We start from the raw sequence: 17,150 nt of genomic DNA, 5'->3' as shown, positions 1-17,150 counted from the left end.
ACTTAAAGGGCGAGACCGTAAAGGCAATGCAGTGGCGTCCTTGAGCAAGAGCCTGAAAGTCGGCCTGCCGCCGATCGCCCGTCCCGATGCGCGCCTCTTCATCCTCGGCAGCCTGCCCGGCGACGCCTCGCTCGCGGCGCAGCGTTACTATGCCCACCCGCAGAACCAGTTCTGGCGGCTCCTCGGCTCGGTGATCGAGGAGGATCTGCAGGTGCTGGCGTACGAAAAGCGCCTGGAGCGGCTCGCGGCGCATCGCATAGGCCTGTGGGACGTCGTCGGGTCTGCCGTCCGTCGCGGCAGCCTCGACCAAGCCATTAGGCTGGCCAACCACAACCGGATCGACGCGCTCATCCACGATTTTTCGGCGTTGGAAGCGATTGCATTCAACGGGGGAACGGCGGCCACGATCGGGCGGAAGCTGGTCGGCGTCGCTCAGGATGTGGAGCTGATCGACCTCCCCTCCTCCAGCCCAGCGAACACGCGTCCCTTTGCGGAGAAGGCCGCCGCATGGGCCCGCCTCGCCTCTTTCTGTGGTCCTGCCTCTTGTGCCGACGGCTGAACGAGACGAGATAAAGACCATGGTTCCGATCGAAGCGGAAGATGAGGAAGTCGACAGCGACAAGCGGCTGTCGATGGTGGACGAAGCGCTGGTCGCGGGGACGATCGCGAACACCAACGGCCTGCTCGTCATCCTGGCGAAACTCGTCTCCCGCGGCGTGTTCGACCGCGACGATCTGAAGGCATTCTCCGACAGCTATTCCAAGCCTCTGGACCATGTCGGCATGCGCGAGAACGAACTCGTCACGCAGATGCAGGACCAGATGGAAGCGACGCTGGCGGAATTGATGCGCTATCTCAGCGAACGTGGTACCGACGACTGAGACCATGCGCCGGCTGCTGCTGATCCTTGTAGTCCTGCTGATGCCGTTGGCCATGAACGCGTCGCCGGCGGTCGCCACTCCGCATGCTCCAGACATGACTATGCCCGCGGGGCACTGTCCGGATCAGCCCGAGCATCCCGCCAAGGGCAACCTTGGCCAGTGCACGATGGCCTGTTCCGCAGCTCTGCCCGCTGTGGCGTCAAGCGGGCACAAGCCGCTGATCATCGTCTGCGAACCCATCCGAACGCCGATCGCGCGAGTGCCGCTGGGCATCGACCCGGACACCGACACACCCCCTCCGAAGGCTTCCTGAGACCTCGCAATTTTCGAGTTCCAGGAGAGTTTCAGTGAAGATCGAATTCCTCGCGGCAGCGAGCGCGTTGGCGCTCGTTACGCTGCCCCTGCCGGCGTACGCGCAGCACCAGCACATGCCGGGCATGGATATGCCGATGCCGAAGAAGGCTCCGGCGAAAAATGCGCCTGCAAAGAAGGCAACCGCCAAGGGCAAACCGAAGACTTTGAAGGCCAAACCCCAGCCTTCACACCAGCATGCCGCGCCAGTGGCCGCGACTCCTCCCAGCCCGGTGCAGCCGGAGCCCATGCCGATGGACCATTCCCAAATGGACCACGGCGCCATGCCGATGGGCACCCCCGAGGCGGCGAGGCCAATGGACCACTCCTCGATGCCGCCGGGTGAGGTGAACGGTGGCGAGCATACCGGGCATGGATCCATGCTTAGCGCGCTCGGCCCTTACCCGATGTCACGCGATTCCTCGGGAACGGCGTGGCAGCCGGACACGTCGGAGCACACGGGCCTGATGACCCAAAGCGGAGACTGGATGCTGATGGCGCACGGGGTCCTCAACCTCGTCTACGACCATCAGTCCGCGCGGCGCGGTGACGACAAGGCCTTCGCCTCGGGCATGCTAATGGGCATGGCGCAGCGGCCGCTCGGCGACGGAACGCTCCAGTTCAAGGCGATGGTGAGTCCTGATCCGATCATGGGCAGGCGCGGCTATCCGCTCCTGCTCGCCAGCGGCGAGACGGCCAATGGCACGGACCGGCTGATCGACCGGCAGCATCCGCACGATTTCTTCATGGAGTTGTCGGCCTCCGCCTCGCAGAACATCGGACCTAAGAGCAGCGTCTTCATCTACGCCGGCCTCCCCGGTGAGCCGGCGTTCGGGCCTCCCGCGTTCATGCACCGCGAGGCGATCCTCGACTCTCCGGAGGCGCCGATCAGCCATCATTGGCTCGATTCCACGCACATCACGTTCGGTGTCTTGACCGGCGGTCTCGTGCTCGACCGCTTCAAGGCCGAAGTCAGCCGCTTCAATGCGCGCGAGCCCGACCAGCACCGCTGGAACATCGAGACCGGCCCCCTGGACTCAACCTCCGTTCGTCTGTCCTGGAATCCAACGCGCGAGCTCGCGCTTCAGGGAAGCTGGGGTCACTTCGAGGATCCCGAGCAGCTGGAGCCGGGCGTCAACCAGAAGCGCTGGTCGGCAAGCGCTCTCTACGCGCGGGAAATTGCGCCGGGCTGGAAGCTCGCGGGAACGCTCGCCTGGGGCCGCAAGACGATCGAGCATCACAAGGACGACGCCTATGTCGCGGAAGCCTCACTCAAGCACGACGCTTGGACGATCTTCGGCCGCGGCGAGATCACGGAGAACCGCGAGATCCTCGACACCGAAGAGCACGGGCCTGCGTCCACGGTCGGCAAGGTGTCGCTAGGTGCCGTGCGGGATTTCCGCCTGGCGGAGCATCTGAGCATCGGCGCGGGCGGGCTGTTCGCGGTCAATTTCGTGCCGGATTCCCTCGCTTCGCTGTACGGCGGAAACAATCCGGTCGGCGCAATGGCGTTTTTGCGGCTGAAGTTCGATTGACGAGCGGCGCTCCAGCCCACATATGGCCCGCTTCCGCGGGCGGCCCCTTCGTCTAGCGGTCTAGGACGTCGCCCTCTCACGGCGAAAACACGGGTTCGAGTCCCGTAGGGGTCACCAAGCAAGTCAACCACTTCGATACCGGTTAGCCGCTGCTGTCACCTTCTTCGGCAACAGTTCGGCAATATCTGGTTTAGGAAAGAGGTCAGAGAAAGCCGCTCCGCGCGGGCTCGCTTATGGCAGCTTTCGACCCAAAGCTGCGATTAAATCGCCGCGATTGCAATCATAAGAAGATTGAACTTCGTTCGAATTCCCAAGGGACCTCCTGCTTCAATTGAAACGAGTCCCCTTCCGCGGGCACTGGAATTTCGAAGCGCCGAATGCAGATCGCCGCTCGAAAAATCGCTACTGGGAAGAAGAAGCCCTGCGTGCACGGCACCTACCGTACCAGTGGGGATTCGCACATGACCCTTCGACCGGATAACTTGACCGAAACCCCGCGTTCGTATGCAGAATGGCACGCGAAGCGCCGTCTTTCTGGCGGCTTCCACCCATTGCGGACACCAGCGCCCTATGAGACGCTGCGACCAATTTGCCGGGGGGCTCCGCCGATGTTCAGGCTGATCAAACTGAAGCCGCCGCACGGCTGGAACGCGGTCCTATGGGAACTGGGGATCGTAACCTTGGGCGTTCTCATTGCGCTCGTCGCTCAGCAGCTTGTCGACAGCATCCACCAGCGTGCCGAAGTGCGCGAGCTTATGGCTGCGCTGCGCGCAGAAATGGCCGACAATCGCGCTCGCTGGGAGCACATTCGCGCATCCGACCCGTGCACGGTGCACCGCCTTGATGCACTTGAGCAATGGAACGCGACAGCACCTCGGGGCGCCAAGATCAATCGCGCATACCGCCTCTTCCTTTGGAACCAGCATTCGGGTGCGTGGGACCTCGCCAAGACCAGCGATACGACGGCGAGTATCCCGCTTCGTGAGCGGCTGATGTTCGCCAGCCTGTACGATGCCATCAACAACTGGCGGCAGATGATCAATGAGGAGAATGCGAACACGCAGGCGCTGAGCGGGCTGTTGGCGACTGCGGACCAGCCGGAGAACCGCAATCAGATCGCCTATCGGATATCGCTCGCGCGCGGTTACGTGAACCGGCGCAAGTTCAACTACGACTATATGTTCAGGCGGTGGGACGCGCTGGGGATCGCACCCGACGACAGCCAGCTGACGGTGCGCGCCAACGACAAACTGCTGTGCGAACCGCTGGATAGGTTAAGCTAGGCGCAAATTGCCTTCAACGCGCCGACAAGAGGCTGAATTCAACCAAAGTGGCGGAGCACGGAAGTGCTCGCGGCAAGCGCTCGTGAAGAGATGACCGGACGTGGCAACGTCCTCTAATGGCAGCTTTCCACCCATTCCTGCCATCAGGCTCAGATCTCCAAGGCCTCTGACAACTCAAGGGTGTCATCCAGCTCCAGCCCAAAGGCTGCTCGGTTTGTTTCGGAACCGTATGCGTTCGCCCTAAGCACACGCTTTGAGGTCATCGCCTTTGAGAACCGGCGGGCTTAAGTCTCTGAACCGCACCAGGAGGCGGCGGCGCTCGTCCCACAGTGCTAGCTGCCAGCAGTCCACGCTCTCGCGCAACGTTATCACTTTTGTGACCAAACGGAGTTCAGGCGCGGATTCGAGACAGGCCTGGAGGTGATAGTTGGGGACCCGGCTGCACAAGTGGTGCACGTGGTGCAGTCCAATACTTCCGGAAAACCACTGGAGAACCGCCGGGAGCTTGAAATATGAGCTGCCGCTCAGGGCAGCTACGTGGAAATTCCAGTCGGAATTACGCTCCCAGCCGCTGCTTTCGAACTGGTGCTGCACGTAGAACAGCCAGTTTCCGAACCACGACGCAATGATGATCACCGGAAGGTAGGTCAGCAATACCAGGTTGATGCCAAACAGAGCGCAGGCGAGGCCGAACGCCACGACCAAGGCGAGGTTCAGGGACAGGATACTGCGACGGCACATGCGATTCCTGCCGGCATGGCCTAGCGGCAGTCTCTGCAGCAAGATGAAGTTGATCGGCGCGCCGAGAATGACCATCACCAACGGATTGCGGTAAAGTCGATACGACAGCTTTTTGAGCGCGGGCGCTGCCTGATACTCGGCAACGGTCCATGTCTCTACGTCGCCACGGCCGCGACGGTCGAGGTTGCCGGTCGAGGCATGATGCGCCGCATGTCCTAAACTCCAACTGGCGTAAGGAGTGAGCGTGAGCAGGGAAATTGTTCGGCCGAGGAAATCATTAGCCGCTCGTGATCTAAAGAAAGAGCCGTGACCGCAGTCGTGTTGGATGATGAAAAGGCGAACCAAAAGCCCGGACGTCGGAATCGCTAACAACAACGTCAGCCAGTAGCTCCACTGCGACGCGAGGGCCATGACCACGAGCAGTAGCGTGAGCAACCCGGCCGTCGTCGCCAGTTGAACAATGCTCCGCCTGAGGTCGGGGACATAAGCTTTGAATCGCCGGGTAAGGATGGGTCCGAGAGCGTCCGGATCTAGGATGGTGTCATCAATAGTGCGTTTTTGCTGAGGCTCGGTGGGAATCAAATTCACTCCTAATTGATAGGGAACACGAGAAGTCGCGCTCGAGCGCGCCGCGGCTACTGGCTCTAAGCGCCATGCTCTTCGAGACTGCGGCGGATTCTCTCATCGATCGCGTCTTGCTCCGCCAGTGCTCGATCCATCGCCCTGCGGTTTGCCTGATCGAGGCGCAAGGCGCGTTCTTCTGCGGTTTCCGCTCGGCGAGGCTGCGGCTTGAACATCTCCATACAAGTCAGAACTCTCGACCAAGAGATCAGGGCCTACGGCCGTTCTCAAAAGACGAAATATTTCGGACGATTACGACGGCCTCGGCGCTGAGCCGATGACGACCGCCAGGCGGTTTGGGCCTCCCAAGTCGCCGCGCTATCTCGGGCAGCCAGTGATCGGACGGATCAGTCAGCGGACTTGCCTCTGTGCTCCGCTAACAGCCTGTCTAGCTCTTCGATCCGCAACCGTTCCGGTGTGCCCTTAGCAAGGCCCTTCAGCCGGCACTCGGCCCAGAGTTTCTTGCGCTCCGACTCCAGTGCCTTGAGGTACAGATCAGCCACTTGTCATTTCCTTTCCCCGCCTTTTGAGCGGGTCCCCCCAATCTCTTAGGCTGGCCGGTCCGCAACTTCGTTTTCGAGTTCCGCAATCAAGACCTGCAGCGGCTCAGTAGATCCATCCGCAAGCTCTTGGCGCGCGTAGGTGAGAAGATCTCTCCAATGCCCGAGGGTATCGGCGTGAATTGGATGACCCCTCAGACGGCGAGCGCTCTGAACGGCTGAGGTCAGGTTCTTTGCAATGCTGCCATAGATATCCATCTGAAAGTGCTTAGTGCAAAATCTCACCGAGCGCACTGCAGCCGCATCTCCGTCCGGTTCGACACTCGCCACGATACGACCTGATCAGCTCGCATAAAAACGCGCATGGTGCGTTGGGGCAGCTTGTAGGAGCGCAGCATGCCCGACCCCAAGGAACCGCCTGCAGCTCCAGCTGAGGATGACGAGGACGACCACGGCGCCCGTCTCGCCAAAGCCTTCAAAGAAATTGAAGACGAGCCGGGGCAATCGCCCTCAGACTCAACCAACTGAGTGCGAGGCCTGGGCACTAAAGTCGCTCCCCCTCGGTCGATGGGCTCGGCCACCGCCCTGCTTTGAAACCGCAGTAGGCTCGAGTGCCGCCGGGGTCTGTAGTTACTTTCTCGCCTTCCGGGCGGCATAACGCGCGTCCCTCGCGGCCTTCATTTCTTCCGGAGTAGAAGGCTTCAGTCGCGCCGCTTTTAGCGCAACAGCAGCTTCCGCTGCCGCAAGCTCGGCCGCTTTGATTGATGCTTTCTCGGCTTTCGCGGCCGCCTTCTCTTTAGCTTTTGCAGCCCTCTCGCGCTCCAGAGACATCTCCCGCATTTCACGTGCTTGGCGCTGTGTTGCCAGTAGTGCCGGGTCGACCGGGGGTCTCGTCCTAAATTGATCGAGGGCCTTCTGCTTGGCCTTGCTGGCCGATGCGACACGGTCCTGAAAAGAGGGTTCTTTGAATGAAGCCACGGACGATTCCTTTAAAGATGAAGTGACTGACGCTGAGCCGCTGAACGACTTTCCAGCGGGCACGTTTCCCCACAACTCAGGCGGTTTGAGCCGGCAAGGATGGTGGAGCCGCTGAGCGGCGCCCGCGCGGTGAAGCTACTCGCTGACTGCGCCGTCGACGGCACGGGCAAAGGTGCTGCGCTCTGGCTATTCAACTTGAGCGCGGCGATACGTCGGTTGCCCATTCAGATTGCAGGATTGTGAGCTGAATCAGCCGACTGATCAGCCTCGCCTGCCTTCAGCGACTTTGCGCGCAGCATCCGCGATGCGGTAGGTCTGAGTCTTGCGCATCCCAGCAGCCATCTCATCCCAAGCCAAAGCCGCGCTCAGCCAACGCTCGCGGACGTTCAGGAGTCGGGTCCCCTCGGCTTCCGCTCGGCACGCGGCGGCACGTTCGTTACAGAACTCTAATGTCGCCATGAAATTTGGCCTACTTTGAGGAGTAGAAGGCCCGCCCCGCGCGGTACGCGAAGCGGGCACAGGCGTTAGGCGCTCTGCAGGTTCACAGCACTCGCTCGTCCGCGGCGATCGTCTTCGAGATCGTAGGTTACGCGCTGCTCGCGATCCAACGTGCGCATGCCGGCAGCTTCCACCGCACTGATGTGCACGAAAGCATCGCTGCTTCCGTCTTCAGGCTGGATGAAGCCATAACCCTTGTCGGCATTGAAGAACTTTACGGTTCCACTGATCATTTTGAATTCCTTCTGTGGCGGACCGCCAATCGGCCCTCCGATGGCTAGGAGAGGCGAAAGAAGGAAAAGGAGCCGCAAAGCGCCGAGAACCGTCTGATTGCGACTAGTAGCGAGTACCCATTTAGTGAGTAATGCTGGTTTTACAACGGGTCCCGGCAACACGGAACAGCAGTTGCTACAGTCAAACGCAGCCGATGCAACCGTACCAAGTCGCCATGGGTAGCAAGCGGACGGTGGTGCAGCTAACGTGTGGCGATGTTCCTCCCCGAGCCCATTGGGCTATTTGCACTGAGAACCATTGGCTGGTCCGAATGGGACCCGATAGGACTCAACGGATCGGAGGGCGGCTGGCGGCTCAGCGACGCTGCCAATGAGTATGACCGGTACATGGTGCGGGTTGCTCAAGGATTACGGCAGGGCGAGCCGCAAGAATCCATGATCGACTACCTAATTGGCATTGAAACACACCACATGGGTCTCGCCCTCACGTCGAACACACGTGTGAGAGCGAGTGCGACGATCGCGGCCGTGAACCAACACTTGGCAACCTTGAGTCATTGAAGGCGTCCCCATGGGAACCGGGGTGCATTCAAGGGAATCGAGCCTCATACATTTGGATCAGGCGATCCATCGTCTCGATTGTACGGCGCTCTTGAATGGCAATCTCGTCCGTGACGTCGACCCGGGGCTCGTTGCCCTTACTACGTTGGAAACGCCAACCTTGCTCAATGAGATCCAGCTGCTTCACCGCTAGAGCGCGGATATCACGGTACCAGGCGATCTGCTCCTTATCAGTGCGCACCTAAACCCTCCATCTTGGCTGCCTTAGCGCTGACCTGTTGCCGCTGCTAGGTCGGCAGGGACCTCAGAGGAAGGCCGTGATAGGGCACCCTAGCTTCCTGCAGTACGTTGGTGAGAGCGAGAGCATCGGAGGCGCCTGCCGAGGACGCCGTATTGTCGAATATGCACCACACCGCGCACCCTCCGCCCGCGTTGCGCGTAAGCTCTGAGGCATAGAGACCAACGCGGTCGACGTAGCTCGATCGATAGACAACCGGGGAGCCGTGAAGGCGCCAGTAACGCAGGGCCCCCCAGTCCCCAGGCCGCGCGGCGGCCTCGCAGATGGCGGGATCCGCAGCCACGCGAGCGACTCCGAGCTCAGCCAGCAAGTCACTTGCGTCTTCGGAGAACCAGGTAACGTGTCGCGGCTCACAGGCGATGATTGCGTCAGTACAGTTCATCAGGTTTGAGAAGAAGCCACGGGCGACAGTCCTGTCGAACGACAGCTTAGGCGGCAGTTGAACCAGCAAGACCGCCAGCTTTTCGCCCAAGGTTTGGGCTTGCCCGAGGAACGTTTCGATTTCGGGCCCGCAATCCACCAGCTTGCGCGTGTGAGTGATTTCCTTCGGCAACTTCGCAGAAAACCGAAAACCCTGAGGCACGCTGTCCCGCCATCGCTCCCATGTCGAGGTGCGGTGGGGCCGGTGAAACGAACTGTTGATCTCTGCGATACGAAACCTCGAAGCATAGCGCTCGAGCGCGCTACCTTCAGCAGGGAAGGAGTCTGCGACGCCGCGCGGGATACTCCAGCCTGCGGTCCCAATAAGGATGCTCATGTGTGGCAAACGCCTGGCGCGCGCAGTAAGGCCATAAATGTTGCAGTGCAGCAAAGCCATTGTGCATTGCAGCAGAACCCCTCATATTTGTGCTTCGGTCAACATTCGGTGTGCGTCATAAAACAGTTTACAAGAATGCCGTCTCAGGCGGCCTGGGTGGTCCGGCACAGAGCCAGCGCACAGGTCGCGCGCCTTCGAGCATTGGACAGGTTTGGCGAAAACCCCGGCGATCTGGACGCTAAAATCTACGTTCCCAAGTCGGCAACGGATCGTGCGCCCTTGGTTGTGGTCCTACACGGCTGTACTCAAACCGCGGAAGATTACGATCGTGGTGCTGCCTGGACGGTCGCTGCCGATCGCCACGGGTTCGTCTTACTTTTCCCAGAGCAGCAACGGGCAAATAATCCAAATCTTTGCTTCAATTGGTTCTCGCCGCGTGACGCCAGACGCGACAGAGGGGAGGCGCTCTCAATCATTCAAATGGTGGAGGCGGTTCGGGCCCGTCATGGTACCGACCCGAACCGTGTCTTCGTCACGGGGCTTTCTGCGGGCGGAGCGATGGCAATGGTCCTGCTGGCGACCTACCCCGACGTTTTTGCGGGTGGTGCCATCATTGCGGGACTGCCGTTCGCGACAGCGAACAACGTTCCCCAAGCGCTTGAGCGCATGCGCGGACACGATATTCCAAACGCTAAGCGGCTAGGCGAGCTTGTTGCTTCCGCATCAAATTACTCCGGCCCTTGGCCATCGTTGTCGGTTTGGCATGGGTCCCTCGATCCGACCGTTGCGCCAACGAACGCACGAGCGATTGTAGACCAATGGCGAATGGTTCAGGGAGCCTCCGAGGCACCGTGCAGAGCCGATCTTGTCGATTGCCACCCACGGTACGTCTGGTGCGATCCGACCGGCCGAGAGGTGATCGAAGAAATTCAAGTTAAGGGCCTAGGGCACGGGGTGCCGCTCAGCACGCGCTCTCCTCAGAGCCAGGAAGTCGCTGGTCCGCACATGCTCGAAGCGGGCATCTCTTCGACGAGTATGATCCTTCGGTTTTGGGGACTCACTAGCAGCGGAGGAACAACTTCAGCGACATCGCCGCCTGATCCCAGCGAGGAACATCCGAAGCGGGTACCCGGCGAGATCGCCAGTACGATCGAGAACGCGCTTCGAGCCGCGGGTCTGCTCCGCTGACTCAGTAACCGTGCAAAAGTATCGTTTACACGGCGAAGAGTCGGGACCCCGTTAACTTTCGTCGGATACAAGGCTCGGAAGAAGGGCCGCGAACGTCAGCCACTCTACTACGAAGCAAGGGCTGAGGCAGCATCTGCCTCTAGGAGACCTCATGTTTGTCTATCGTCTCTTTTCTCACGATGGCGGTGGCAATTTTAGCCTCCTCCATGAGTTCAAGGCGCAAAACGACAAGGACGCGGCCGCATTGGTGAGCCGCTGGGACGCGCGGCCGGTGGAACTGTGGCAAGCCTCTCGCAAGGTCGACCGCTCGGCCTAGCGCGGCGCGGTCACCGCAGAACTTTTGTCGTTTCCCGCTATGCTGCTCGCAATGGGACGCAGCCAGGGTGCGACGACTAGCGCAATATCGGCAGCGTCCTTCGCGGCCTCTACTCTCGCGGGCCGAGACGTATTCCTTCGCATCTTGCCTTTGAGCAGACTTCTTCCTCAGTCGCCGCCAATTGCTTGCCGATGTCCGCGGCGGACAGCTCCATTCGGGCCATCCGACGAAGCCTCTCAAGAGCTGTGCTCGACCAGCGCAATCGCCGATAGGCTCTCATGGCTTAGTCGTTCTTGAGATGCTCAAGACCGTGTGAACCGCCCTTCTGAGACGGATTGGCAGCAATTGTCTTGACCTTGGCCTTCTTCGGCTTGCGCGCCTCTTTGCTCGATCTCTGCTGGCCTTTTGCCATGGCTACACTCCTGCTCGGCCTAACGTTCGAGGTTTGGAACAGCATAGCCTGGCATCCGCTATATACCAGCGTCGGCCATGGTTCCCCGCCTACGTCAGCGAAGGCTGTCCACAGATTTCAGGCAGTTAGTATTGGTCGCGATTGCTCCTCGTCGTCCCTGTAGCCGCTCTCTCACGGCGAAAACACGGGTTCGAGTTCCGTAGGGGTCACCATCGCCTTACTCCGGGCAATCCACGATGTTCGGCGTGACGGGGTCACCCTAATCTCCGCGGGTGACGAAGCGCCCTGCCCTGATGTTTCCGACCGAGCAGCACTCTTCATCGCCGCTGTCGCTCGACGATCTGGAGACCGGCCTGCTCAAACTGCAGCTGGGCGAAGTGGATCATCGCAGCTTCTGGAATGAGAACATCGAGGCTTTCCGGCAGACGGTGCTCGTCGCCATTCGCGAAACCGCCGATGCGCTACGCTCGCCGGGGATTTCCCCGGTTTGGCGCAATGAGCTGGAGGCGCAGCTCGAATCCCTCGTCGAATATGTGGAGCTTGCCGACCGCTACGCGGAACGGCGCGACTTCAGCCGACCGGCGGCATCTGTGCATCCATCCGCGCGACCGTTGATTCACTAGATCTGCTCGTCAATTGTGCCGCGTGACGGGCGATGACCCGTTCTTCGTCGGTCGGAAGCACCCACACCGGCAGTTTCGAAGACCGGGCGTCGATCCGCTCACTGCCTGACGCGTTTGCCTGCTCGTCGAGAACCGCGCCAAGCCAGCCGCAACCGGCGATGACCTCTCGCCTGGTCCGTGTGTCCCGCTGACCGATCCCGCCCGTGAAGACGATGCCGTCGATGCCGCCGAGTGCCGCAGCCAGCGAGCCGATTTCGCGTACGATCCGGTAAACGAAGAGATCGATCGCTTCGCGAGCGCGCGGATCGCTCGACTCCCGCAGCGTGCGCATGTCCGACGAGATTCCCGACACGCCGAGGAGGCCGGACTTCTTGTAGACGAGGTCTTCTAGCCCGCGAGCGTCGAGTCCCTTCTCGTCCATCAGATAGATGAGCACGCCCGGATCGATCGACCCACATCGCGTTCCCATCATCAGGCCCTCGACGGCCGTAAAGCCCATCGTGGTCGCAACGCTCTTGCCATGTTCGAGCGCACACAGGCTGGCGCCATTGCCGAGATGCGCGATGATGATCTTCTTGTCCGCCAACTCCGGCGCGACCTCGCGCAGCTTCCCGCTCACATATTCATAGGAAAGTCCGTGGAAGCCGTATCGGCGCACGCCCGCGTCCGACAACTCCCGCGGGATCGCGAATGCCGAGGAGAGGTGCGGCTGGGTCTGGTGGAAGGCCGTGTCGAAGCACGCCACCTGCGGGATATGCGGCGCCTCGGCCATGATCGTTTCGATCGGCGACAGGTTATGCGGCTGGTGCAGCGGCGCGAGCGGATTGAGTTCCGCAAGCGATGCGAGAACTTCCTTGGTGACCAGGGTCGGGCCTGCGAACTTCATCCCGCCATGAACGACGCGGTGTCCGATGCCCTCGACCGCTTCGCCGTCCAGCAAGGCAATCGCAGTTTCGAGGATGACCTTCGTTGCGGACTTGTGAGTCAGGTCCGATGCGGCCCATTCCTTCTCAACCAAAGTTTCGCCGTCGGGTCCTTCGACCGTCAGGGTCGGACCGACACCGATCTTTTCGACCTGCCCGCGGAAGCGCAGCGACTGTTCGGGATTGTCGTCGAACACGGCGAACTTGATGCTGGAAGATCCGGCGTTGATCACGGCGATCTGGCGAGTCATGGTCGTATCCTCCCGTCAGGCGACGATGTTTGCGCCGCCGTCGATGTAGATGGTGCCGCCAGTGATCCGACGAGCGAACTTCGTGGCCAGATAGGCGCAGGCGAAGCCGACATCCTCGATGTCGACGAGCGCGCCGAGCGGCGAATGCTCGACCGCGTCGTTAAGGAGGCGGTCGAATTCCTTGATGCCCGATGCGGCGCGTGTCTTCAGCGGTCCCGGCGAGATGGCGTGGACGCGGATATCGCGTGGTCCGAGTTCATAGGCGAGGTACCGACAGGCCGCCTCGAGCGCCGCCTTCACCGGGCCCATGACGTTGTAATTCGTCACCACCCGCTCGGCGCCGAGGTAGCTCATCGCGAACATGGTGCCGCCGTCGCTCATCAGCGGAGCTGCCAGCTTCGCCATGCGCACGAAGGAGTGGCAGGACACGTCCATTGCCCGCGCGAACCCTTCAGATGAACAGTCGAGCAATCCGCCCTGCAGATCCTCCTTCGGCGCGAAGGCGATGGAGTGGATGAGGCTGTCGAGCCTCCCCCACCGCTCGCGGATCTGCTCGAACACGGCTTCCAGCTCGCCGGGGTTTTCGACGTTCAGCGGCGCCATGATCTCGGCGCCTAATTGCTGCCCGAGAGGCTCGACGTGAGGACGCGCCTTTTCGTTAAGCCAGGTAATCGCGAGATCCGCTCCGGATGCGCGAAACGCCTCCGCGCAGCCGTAGGCAATCGACTGATCATTCGCGATGCCGACAATCAGCGACTTATGCCCGCTTAGGATCGGCCGGACCGCATCCATACGCGCCTACTGGATCGCTGAAGAAGCGTCGGCACGCCGCGCGGCGACGAGCAATTGAGCGACCGCACAGGACGCCAGCCGCGCCATCTCCTCGTCTGCACGGCTCGTCAGGATGATCGGCACCTTCGCGCCGAGCACGATGCCTGCCGCGTCCGCATCGGCGAGGAACGACAGGCTCTTCGCAAGCATGTTCCCGGCTTCGAGATCGGGTACCACCAGGATCGAGGCACGCCCCGCGACGGGCGAGGTGATCTTCTTGATCGCGGCGGCTTCGGGACTGATTGCATTGTCGAGCGCGAGCGGACCATCGAGCTGCGCGCCTGTGATCTGGCCGCGGTCCGCCATCTTGCAAAGCGCTGCGGCCTCAAGCGTCGATGGCACGTCCGGATTGACGCTCTCCATTGCGCTCAGGATCGCCACGCGGACGTCCTTCTGACCGAGCGCGTGAGCGAGATCGATGGCGTTCTGGGTGATGTCGACCTTACCCTTCAGGTCCGGCGCAATGTTGACGGCCGCATCGGTGATAATGAGCGGCTGGTCGTGATCCGGCACGTCCATGATAAAGCAGTGGCTGATGCGCCGGGCGGTGCGGAGCCCGGTGTCGCGCTTGACCACGGCGCCCATCAACTCGTCGGTGTGGAGGCTGCCCTTCATCAGGGCCTCGGCCCGCCCCTCCCGAACGAGCGCGACCGCCTTCGCCGCTGAGTCCTCGCTGTATTCGGCGTCGACAATCTCGAACCCGCTAATGTCGAGATCGTACTTGGCCGCGACTTCGCGGATGCGCTGCTCCGGCCCGACGAGGATTGGCTGGATAAGGCCGAGCTTCGCCGCGGCCACGGCGCTTTCCAGCGACACCTGATCGCACGGATGGGCCACCGCCACCTTCACCGGCGGATGCTTTCGCGCGGTCGCGATCAGATTGTCGAGCTTTGCATGAGTGTTACGGCCGGGACGGGCCTCGGCTTCAAGCACGGGCATCGGTCTCTTCCTTCCTCGTGGCCGGTGCGGCCTTGGTTCCAAACAGCTTCTCGATGCGGGCCAACCGGCGCTTGCCTTCCGGCGACTGCTGGCCCGGCGCGAGAGCGATGCGCTCGACCGCGCGCAGCGTTCGCGCGCGCTCCTCGGCATCGCGCGGGAGGAGTTTCGGGATGGCCGAGACGGCGCGTTCCTCGTCGAGACGAAGCAGCAGGTATTGATCGCGCACGATGGATTTGAGCTCGGCGAGCGTGCGTTGCCGGCCGGCCGGCTGCGCGTCATGGAGCTGCTTGATCATCGCGTAGCCGCGCTCGTCGACGCTCCCGTCGCCCATCCGGATGTAGGCAATCGAGCGCAAAGCGGCCTCGACCGCGCCTCCGGCCTCGTATTTTGTTTCGAGCTCCTCGCGCCGCTTCGCCTTGGCCTGCTCGCGCAGCGCCTCTCGTTCCGGCCTGCGTCCGGCCTCGACTTCCCTGGAATCCAGCCCCACGAGCGCCTGCAGCAGGGGTGATCCGTAAGTCAGGTGGAACAGCTGCTCGGTCAGCGCGTCGCGAGCCGCGCCGAAGGCCGTCAGGGTTGCGCTGATGGACGCGGCCATCGTCTTTTCGGACGCGGAGAGCATGTTCTGCTCACCCGCTGCCTCGCGCTGGCCGCGGATCCGCTCAGCACTCGCGGCAACGAAGCCCATGGCAGGATTCTCATCCGAGAAGATGGAGAAGCGGACGCGGTTGGGGTGCATCTTGCGCGCCCACTCCCCGAAGGCAGGCGGCGTGACTGAGCGGACGAAGGGGCCGAGGTAGCTTTCGTACAGTCTCCGATTGATTGTCGAGATACGATCGACCGTCGCGAACTTGAGGTCGTCCTCGGCGCTGTTGCCACCAAGCGCGCGGACGTCGTCGAGCTTCCTCGGAACCAGGCGGAAGAGATAGTCGCCGGAGATCAGTGCGCGATTGGCGGTATCATCCGCGATGTCCTCGATCACGACCTCGTAGAGGCCGGGCGGCATCATATCGATCATGTCCATCGAACTGGTGAACTCGCCGTGCTCGCGAGTTGCGATCTTGCCCGACACGAAGATGCCCAGATGTCCGACCGAACCGTGAACGGAGTAGATGATCGTCTGCCCGCTCGCGATCAGGTCCTCGTCGTCGCGATAGATGTCGGTAACCCAGCCAAGTGCCTGCTGCGGCGGCGTGATGTCGTCCCCCCACGAGCAGAACACCACGATCGGCGACTGGATGTTGCGCAGATCGATCTGGGTGCCGTCGGACGTTCGAAGGTCGCCCGACGTCAGCTTGTTGCCGACGAACAGGTTGTCGGCGATCCACTGCATTTCGCCCGCGTTCATCAGGACCGGGCTGCCCCACCAGGTTTCGAAGTCCAGGAAGCGCTCCGCCTCCGTGTCGACCTTCGAGTAAACGTTGTAGGGCTTCTCGAAATAGGTGTTCGCCGGGTTTAGGGATTCGAAGTTGGCAACCAGGTTCGCCCCGTCGAACTTCCCCCCGCCAAGGTCGCCGGAAAGGCTCGTCAGCCAGGTGCCGCCGAGCATTCCGCCCGTGTACCGCATGGGGTTCTTGCCGCGTACTCCAGCCCAGTACGACAAAGGCGCTCCTGCGATCAGCAGCGGCCCCGGCACGTCAGGATGCGTGGCGGCCATGATCATCGTTTGCCAGCCCGCCTGGCAGTTTCCGATCACCGCCGGCCTTCCCGCTCCCGGATGCCTGCGCGCGACCTCCTGAACGAAGGCCGCTTCCGCGTTCCAGACGTCCTCGATGGTCTGGTCCGAAATCGGTTCGGGCAGGAAGCCGATGAAATAGCAGGGATGTCCGTTCCCGAGCGCGACGCCGATCTCGCTGTCGCGCTTCATGCCGCCGATGCCGGGGCCGTGGCCTGCCCGCGGATCGACGACAACGAATGGCCGCTTGCAATTGTCCACCGTCACCCCCTCGGGCGGGACGATGCTGACTAGCAGATAGTTTACCGGTCTCGGTAAGGTCCGGCCATCGAGCACCAGCTCGGCGGCGAATTCGAGGACGTTCGGAGCGCTCTTTTCCTGCTGTTCGCGGTAGATGTTCCCGCGCTGGCGGAGGACGTCGAGGAACAGGATCGAGCGCTGCCACGCGTCGCGAAAATATTCGTGCGCTGGTCCGAGGCTCTGCTGGCCCGACATCGCATTCGTCTCCGGAATTGAACCGGCAGAATAGGCAGCAGGCCCCCGCGGTTAATCCGGAAATCTCCCTACGCGTCGTCCAAAAGACCGCAGCGGCTGCTCGGGCCTCAGGGTACCATCAGAATTTGGATGGGGCGGCTTCGGGGTTCGCCCTGATACCGATGGCGCCACCATTCCATAAAGCTTTCCGCAGTTCACGAGAGGATTGGGGGGTCCGGGACTCGTCTGTGCCGGGCTGGCGCTCGATCTCCCTCACCCTCACC

20 protein-coding genes and 1 tRNA gene are annotated in these 17,150 nt (G+C 61.8%); 10 read left to right on the top strand and 11 right to left on the bottom strand.

Annotated features, from left to right (window positions below; genetic code table 11):
• Positions 1-40 precede the first annotated feature (40 nt).
• The 6 genes from LZ016_RS00435 (at position 41) to LZ016_RS00410 (ending at position 4,050) form a co-directional block, all read left to right on the top strand.
• Entirely contained in the window at positions 41-559 is a 519-nt protein-coding gene (locus tag LZ016_RS00435) for a DNA-deoxyinosine glycosylase (protein ID WP_277622474.1), read from the top strand.
• A gap of 19 nt (positions 560-578) precedes the next feature.
• On the top strand, positions 579-881 hold the full coding sequence (locus LZ016_RS00430; protein WP_241444813.1) for a hypothetical protein: 303 nt from the start codon (positions 579-581) through the stop codon (positions 879-881).
• Between the two features lie 4 nt (positions 882-885).
• Positions 886-1,194, top strand: coding sequence for a hypothetical protein (locus LZ016_RS00425; RefSeq protein WP_241444811.1), 309 nt, complete (start codon positions 886-888; stop codon positions 1,192-1,194).
• Positions 1,195-1,228: 34 nt separating this feature from the next.
• On the top strand, positions 1,229-2,767 hold the full coding sequence (locus LZ016_RS00420) for a hypothetical protein (RefSeq protein WP_241444809.1): 1,539 nt from the start codon (positions 1,229-1,231) through the stop codon (positions 2,765-2,767).
• Between the two features lie 41 nt (positions 2,768-2,808).
• A tRNA-Glu gene (locus LZ016_RS00415) sits at positions 2,809-2,884 on the top strand.
• A gap of 491 nt (positions 2,885-3,375) precedes the next feature.
• Positions 3,376-4,050 carry a hypothetical protein gene (locus LZ016_RS00410; RefSeq protein WP_241444800.1) on the top strand — a complete coding sequence of 225 codons (675 nt, stop codon included), beginning with the start codon at positions 3,376-3,378 and terminating at the stop codon, positions 4,048-4,050.
• Positions 4,051-4,290: 240 nt separating this feature from the next.
• Here LZ016_RS00410 and LZ016_RS00405 read toward each other — a convergent pair whose 3' ends face one another.
• Both LZ016_RS00405 and LZ016_RS00400 read right to left on the bottom strand, forming a co-directional pair.
• Complete coding sequence (locus LZ016_RS00405; RefSeq protein ID WP_241444798.1) at positions 4,291-5,373, bottom strand: fatty acid desaturase; 1,083 nt, start codon at positions 5,371-5,373, stop codon at positions 4,291-4,293.
• A gap of 386 nt (positions 5,374-5,759) precedes the next feature.
• Entirely contained in the window at positions 5,760-5,915 is a 156-nt protein-coding gene (locus LZ016_RS00400; RefSeq protein WP_241444796.1) for a hypothetical protein, read from the bottom strand.
• Between the two features lie 393 nt (positions 5,916-6,308).
• Between LZ016_RS00400 and LZ016_RS15415 the strand changes: the two genes are divergently transcribed.
• A complete protein-coding gene (locus LZ016_RS15415; protein ID WP_277622473.1) occupies positions 6,309-6,440 on the top strand; it encodes a hypothetical protein in 132 nt (43 codons plus the stop codon).
• 102 nt (positions 6,441-6,542) lie between these two features.
• Here LZ016_RS15415 and LZ016_RS00395 read toward each other — a convergent pair whose 3' ends face one another.
• The 4 genes from LZ016_RS00395 to LZ016_RS00380 all read right to left on the bottom strand — a co-directional run bounded on the left by LZ016_RS00395 (position 6,543) and on the right by LZ016_RS00380 (position 9,297).
• The gene (locus LZ016_RS00395) at positions 6,543-6,890 is read right to left on the bottom strand and encodes a DUF6481 family protein (protein WP_241444794.1); all 348 of its coding nucleotides are present in this window, start codon (positions 6,888-6,890) and stop codon (positions 6,543-6,545) included.
• Positions 6,891-7,414: 524 nt separating this feature from the next.
• Positions 7,415-7,621: a cold-shock protein gene (locus LZ016_RS00390; RefSeq protein WP_241444792.1), complete on the bottom strand. Its 207-nt coding sequence runs from the start codon at positions 7,619-7,621 to the stop codon at positions 7,415-7,417.
• A gap of 589 nt (positions 7,622-8,210) precedes the next feature.
• Entirely contained in the window at positions 8,211-8,423 is a 213-nt protein-coding gene (locus LZ016_RS00385) for a hypothetical protein (protein WP_241444783.1), read from the bottom strand.
• Between the two features lie 46 nt (positions 8,424-8,469).
• Positions 8,470-9,297 carry a DUF72 domain-containing protein gene (locus tag LZ016_RS00380; protein ID WP_241444781.1) on the bottom strand — a complete coding sequence of 276 codons (828 nt, stop codon included), beginning with the start codon at positions 9,295-9,297 and terminating at the stop codon, positions 8,470-8,472.
• Between the two features lie 75 nt (positions 9,298-9,372).
• On the opposite strand from LZ016_RS00380, the gene LZ016_RS00375 reads away from it, so the two are divergent.
• Positions 9,373-10,425 (top strand): extracellular catalytic domain type 1 short-chain-length polyhydroxyalkanoate depolymerase, encoded by a 1,053-nt coding sequence (locus LZ016_RS00375; RefSeq protein ID WP_241447413.1) that lies wholly within the window; start codon positions 9,373-9,375, stop codon positions 10,423-10,425.
• Positions 10,426-10,576: 151 nt separating this feature from the next.
• Positions 10,577-10,741: a hypothetical protein gene (locus LZ016_RS00370; RefSeq protein ID WP_241444779.1), complete on the top strand. Its 165-nt coding sequence runs from the start codon at positions 10,577-10,579 to the stop codon at positions 10,739-10,741.
• A 283-nt stretch (positions 10,742-11,024) separates the two neighbouring features.
• Here the strand turns inward: LZ016_RS00370 and LZ016_RS15410 are convergent, their stop codons facing one another.
• The gene (locus LZ016_RS15410; protein WP_277622472.1) at positions 11,025-11,153 is read right to left on the bottom strand and encodes a hypothetical protein; all 129 of its coding nucleotides are present in this window, start codon (positions 11,151-11,153) and stop codon (positions 11,025-11,027) included.
• A gap of 293 nt (positions 11,154-11,446) precedes the next feature.
• Here LZ016_RS15410 and LZ016_RS00365 point away from each other — a divergent pair, with 293 nt between their 5' ends.
• Positions 11,447-11,776, top strand: a complete 330-nt coding sequence (locus LZ016_RS00365; protein WP_241444777.1) for a hypothetical protein — start codon at positions 11,447-11,449, stop codon at positions 11,774-11,776.
• On the opposite strand, the gene LZ016_RS00360 is transcribed toward LZ016_RS00365, so the two are convergent.
• Genes LZ016_RS00360 through LZ016_RS00345 form a run of 4 tightly spaced genes read right to left on the bottom strand, consistent with a single transcriptional unit; the run spans position 11,724 to position 16,887 of the window.
• On the bottom strand, positions 11,724-12,950 hold the full coding sequence (locus tag LZ016_RS00360; RefSeq protein ID WP_241444775.1) for an acetate/propionate family kinase: 1,227 nt from the start codon (positions 12,948-12,950) through the stop codon (positions 11,724-11,726). The two genes, LZ016_RS00365 and LZ016_RS00360, sit on opposite strands and share 53 nt — an antisense overlap.
• Before the next feature lie 15 nt (positions 12,951-12,965).
• Positions 12,966-13,742, bottom strand: a complete 777-nt coding sequence (fabI, locus tag LZ016_RS00355) for an enoyl-ACP reductase FabI (RefSeq protein WP_241444766.1) — start codon at positions 13,740-13,742, stop codon at positions 12,966-12,968.
• 6 nt (positions 13,743-13,748) lie between these two features.
• Positions 13,749-14,720 carry a phosphate acetyltransferase gene (locus LZ016_RS00350; RefSeq protein WP_277622471.1) on the bottom strand — a complete coding sequence of 324 codons (972 nt, stop codon included), beginning with the start codon at positions 14,718-14,720 and terminating at the stop codon, positions 13,749-13,751.
• On the bottom strand, positions 14,707-16,887 hold the full coding sequence (locus tag LZ016_RS00345; protein ID WP_241444757.1) for a DUF3141 domain-containing protein: 2,181 nt from the start codon (positions 16,885-16,887) through the stop codon (positions 14,707-14,709). Before LZ016_RS00345 ends, LZ016_RS00350 begins: the two co-directional genes overlap by 14 nt.
• Between the last annotated feature and the right edge of the window lie 263 nt (positions 16,888-17,150).

It is taken from the genome of Sphingomonas telluris, assembly GCF_022568775.1.
Lineage (GTDB): Bacteria > Pseudomonadota > Alphaproteobacteria > Sphingomonadales > Sphingomonadaceae > Sphingomicrobium > Sphingomicrobium telluris.
Note: the sequence above shows the minus strand (reverse complement) of the source record. Positions and strands in the feature narration are given on the sequence as shown.

What these genes read in the sequence shown, in the direction of transcription:
- LZ016_RS00430 (WP_241444813.1), top strand. Translation starts at nt 579, where the DNA reads ATGGTTCCGATCGAAGCGGAAGATGAGGAAGTCGACAGCGACAAGCGG.
- LZ016_RS00425 (WP_241444811.1), top strand. Translation starts at nt 886, where the DNA reads ATGCGCCGGCTGCTGCTGATCCTTGTAGTCCTGCTGATGCCGTTGGCC.
- LZ016_RS00410 (WP_241444800.1), top strand. Translation starts at nt 3,376, where the DNA reads ATGTTCAGGCTGATCAAACTGAAGCCGCCGCACGGCTGGAACGCGGTC.
- LZ016_RS15415 (WP_277622473.1), top strand. Translation starts at nt 6,309, where the DNA reads ATGCCCGACCCCAAGGAACCGCCTGCAGCTCCAGCTGAGGATGACGAG.
- LZ016_RS00390 (WP_241444792.1), bottom strand. Translation starts at nt 7,621, where the DNA reads ATGATCAGTGGAACCGTAAAGTTCTTCAATGCCGACAAGGGTTATGGC.
- LZ016_RS00380 (WP_241444781.1), bottom strand. Translation starts at nt 9,297, where the DNA reads ATGGCTTTGCTGCACTGCAACATTTATGGCCTTACTGCGCGCGCCAGG.
- LZ016_RS00375 (WP_241447413.1), top strand. Translation starts at nt 9,373, where the DNA reads ATGCCGTCTCAGGCGGCCTGGGTGGTCCGGCACAGAGCCAGCGCACAG.
- LZ016_RS00370 (WP_241444779.1), top strand. Translation starts at nt 10,577, where the DNA reads ATGTTTGTCTATCGTCTCTTTTCTCACGATGGCGGTGGCAATTTTAGC.
- LZ016_RS15410 (WP_277622472.1), bottom strand. Translation starts at nt 11,153, where the DNA reads ATGGCAAAAGGCCAGCAGAGATCGAGCAAAGAGGCGCGCAAGCCGAAG.
- LZ016_RS00365 (WP_241444777.1), top strand. Translation starts at nt 11,447, where the DNA reads ATGTTTCCGACCGAGCAGCACTCTTCATCGCCGCTGTCGCTCGACGAT.
- LZ016_RS00360 (WP_241444775.1), bottom strand. Translation starts at nt 12,950, where the DNA reads ATGACTCGCCAGATCGCCGTGATCAACGCCGGATCTTCCAGCATCAAG.
- fabI (WP_241444766.1), bottom strand. Translation starts at nt 13,742, where the DNA reads ATGGATGCGGTCCGGCCGATCCTAAGCGGGCATAAGTCGCTGATTGTC.
- LZ016_RS00350 (WP_277622471.1), bottom strand. Translation starts at nt 14,720, where the DNA reads ATGCCCGTGCTTGAAGCCGAGGCCCGTCCCGGCCGTAACACTCATGCA.
- LZ016_RS00345 (WP_241444757.1), bottom strand. Translation starts at nt 16,887, where the DNA reads ATGTCGGGCCAGCAGAGCCTCGGACCAGCGCACGAATATTTTCGCGAC.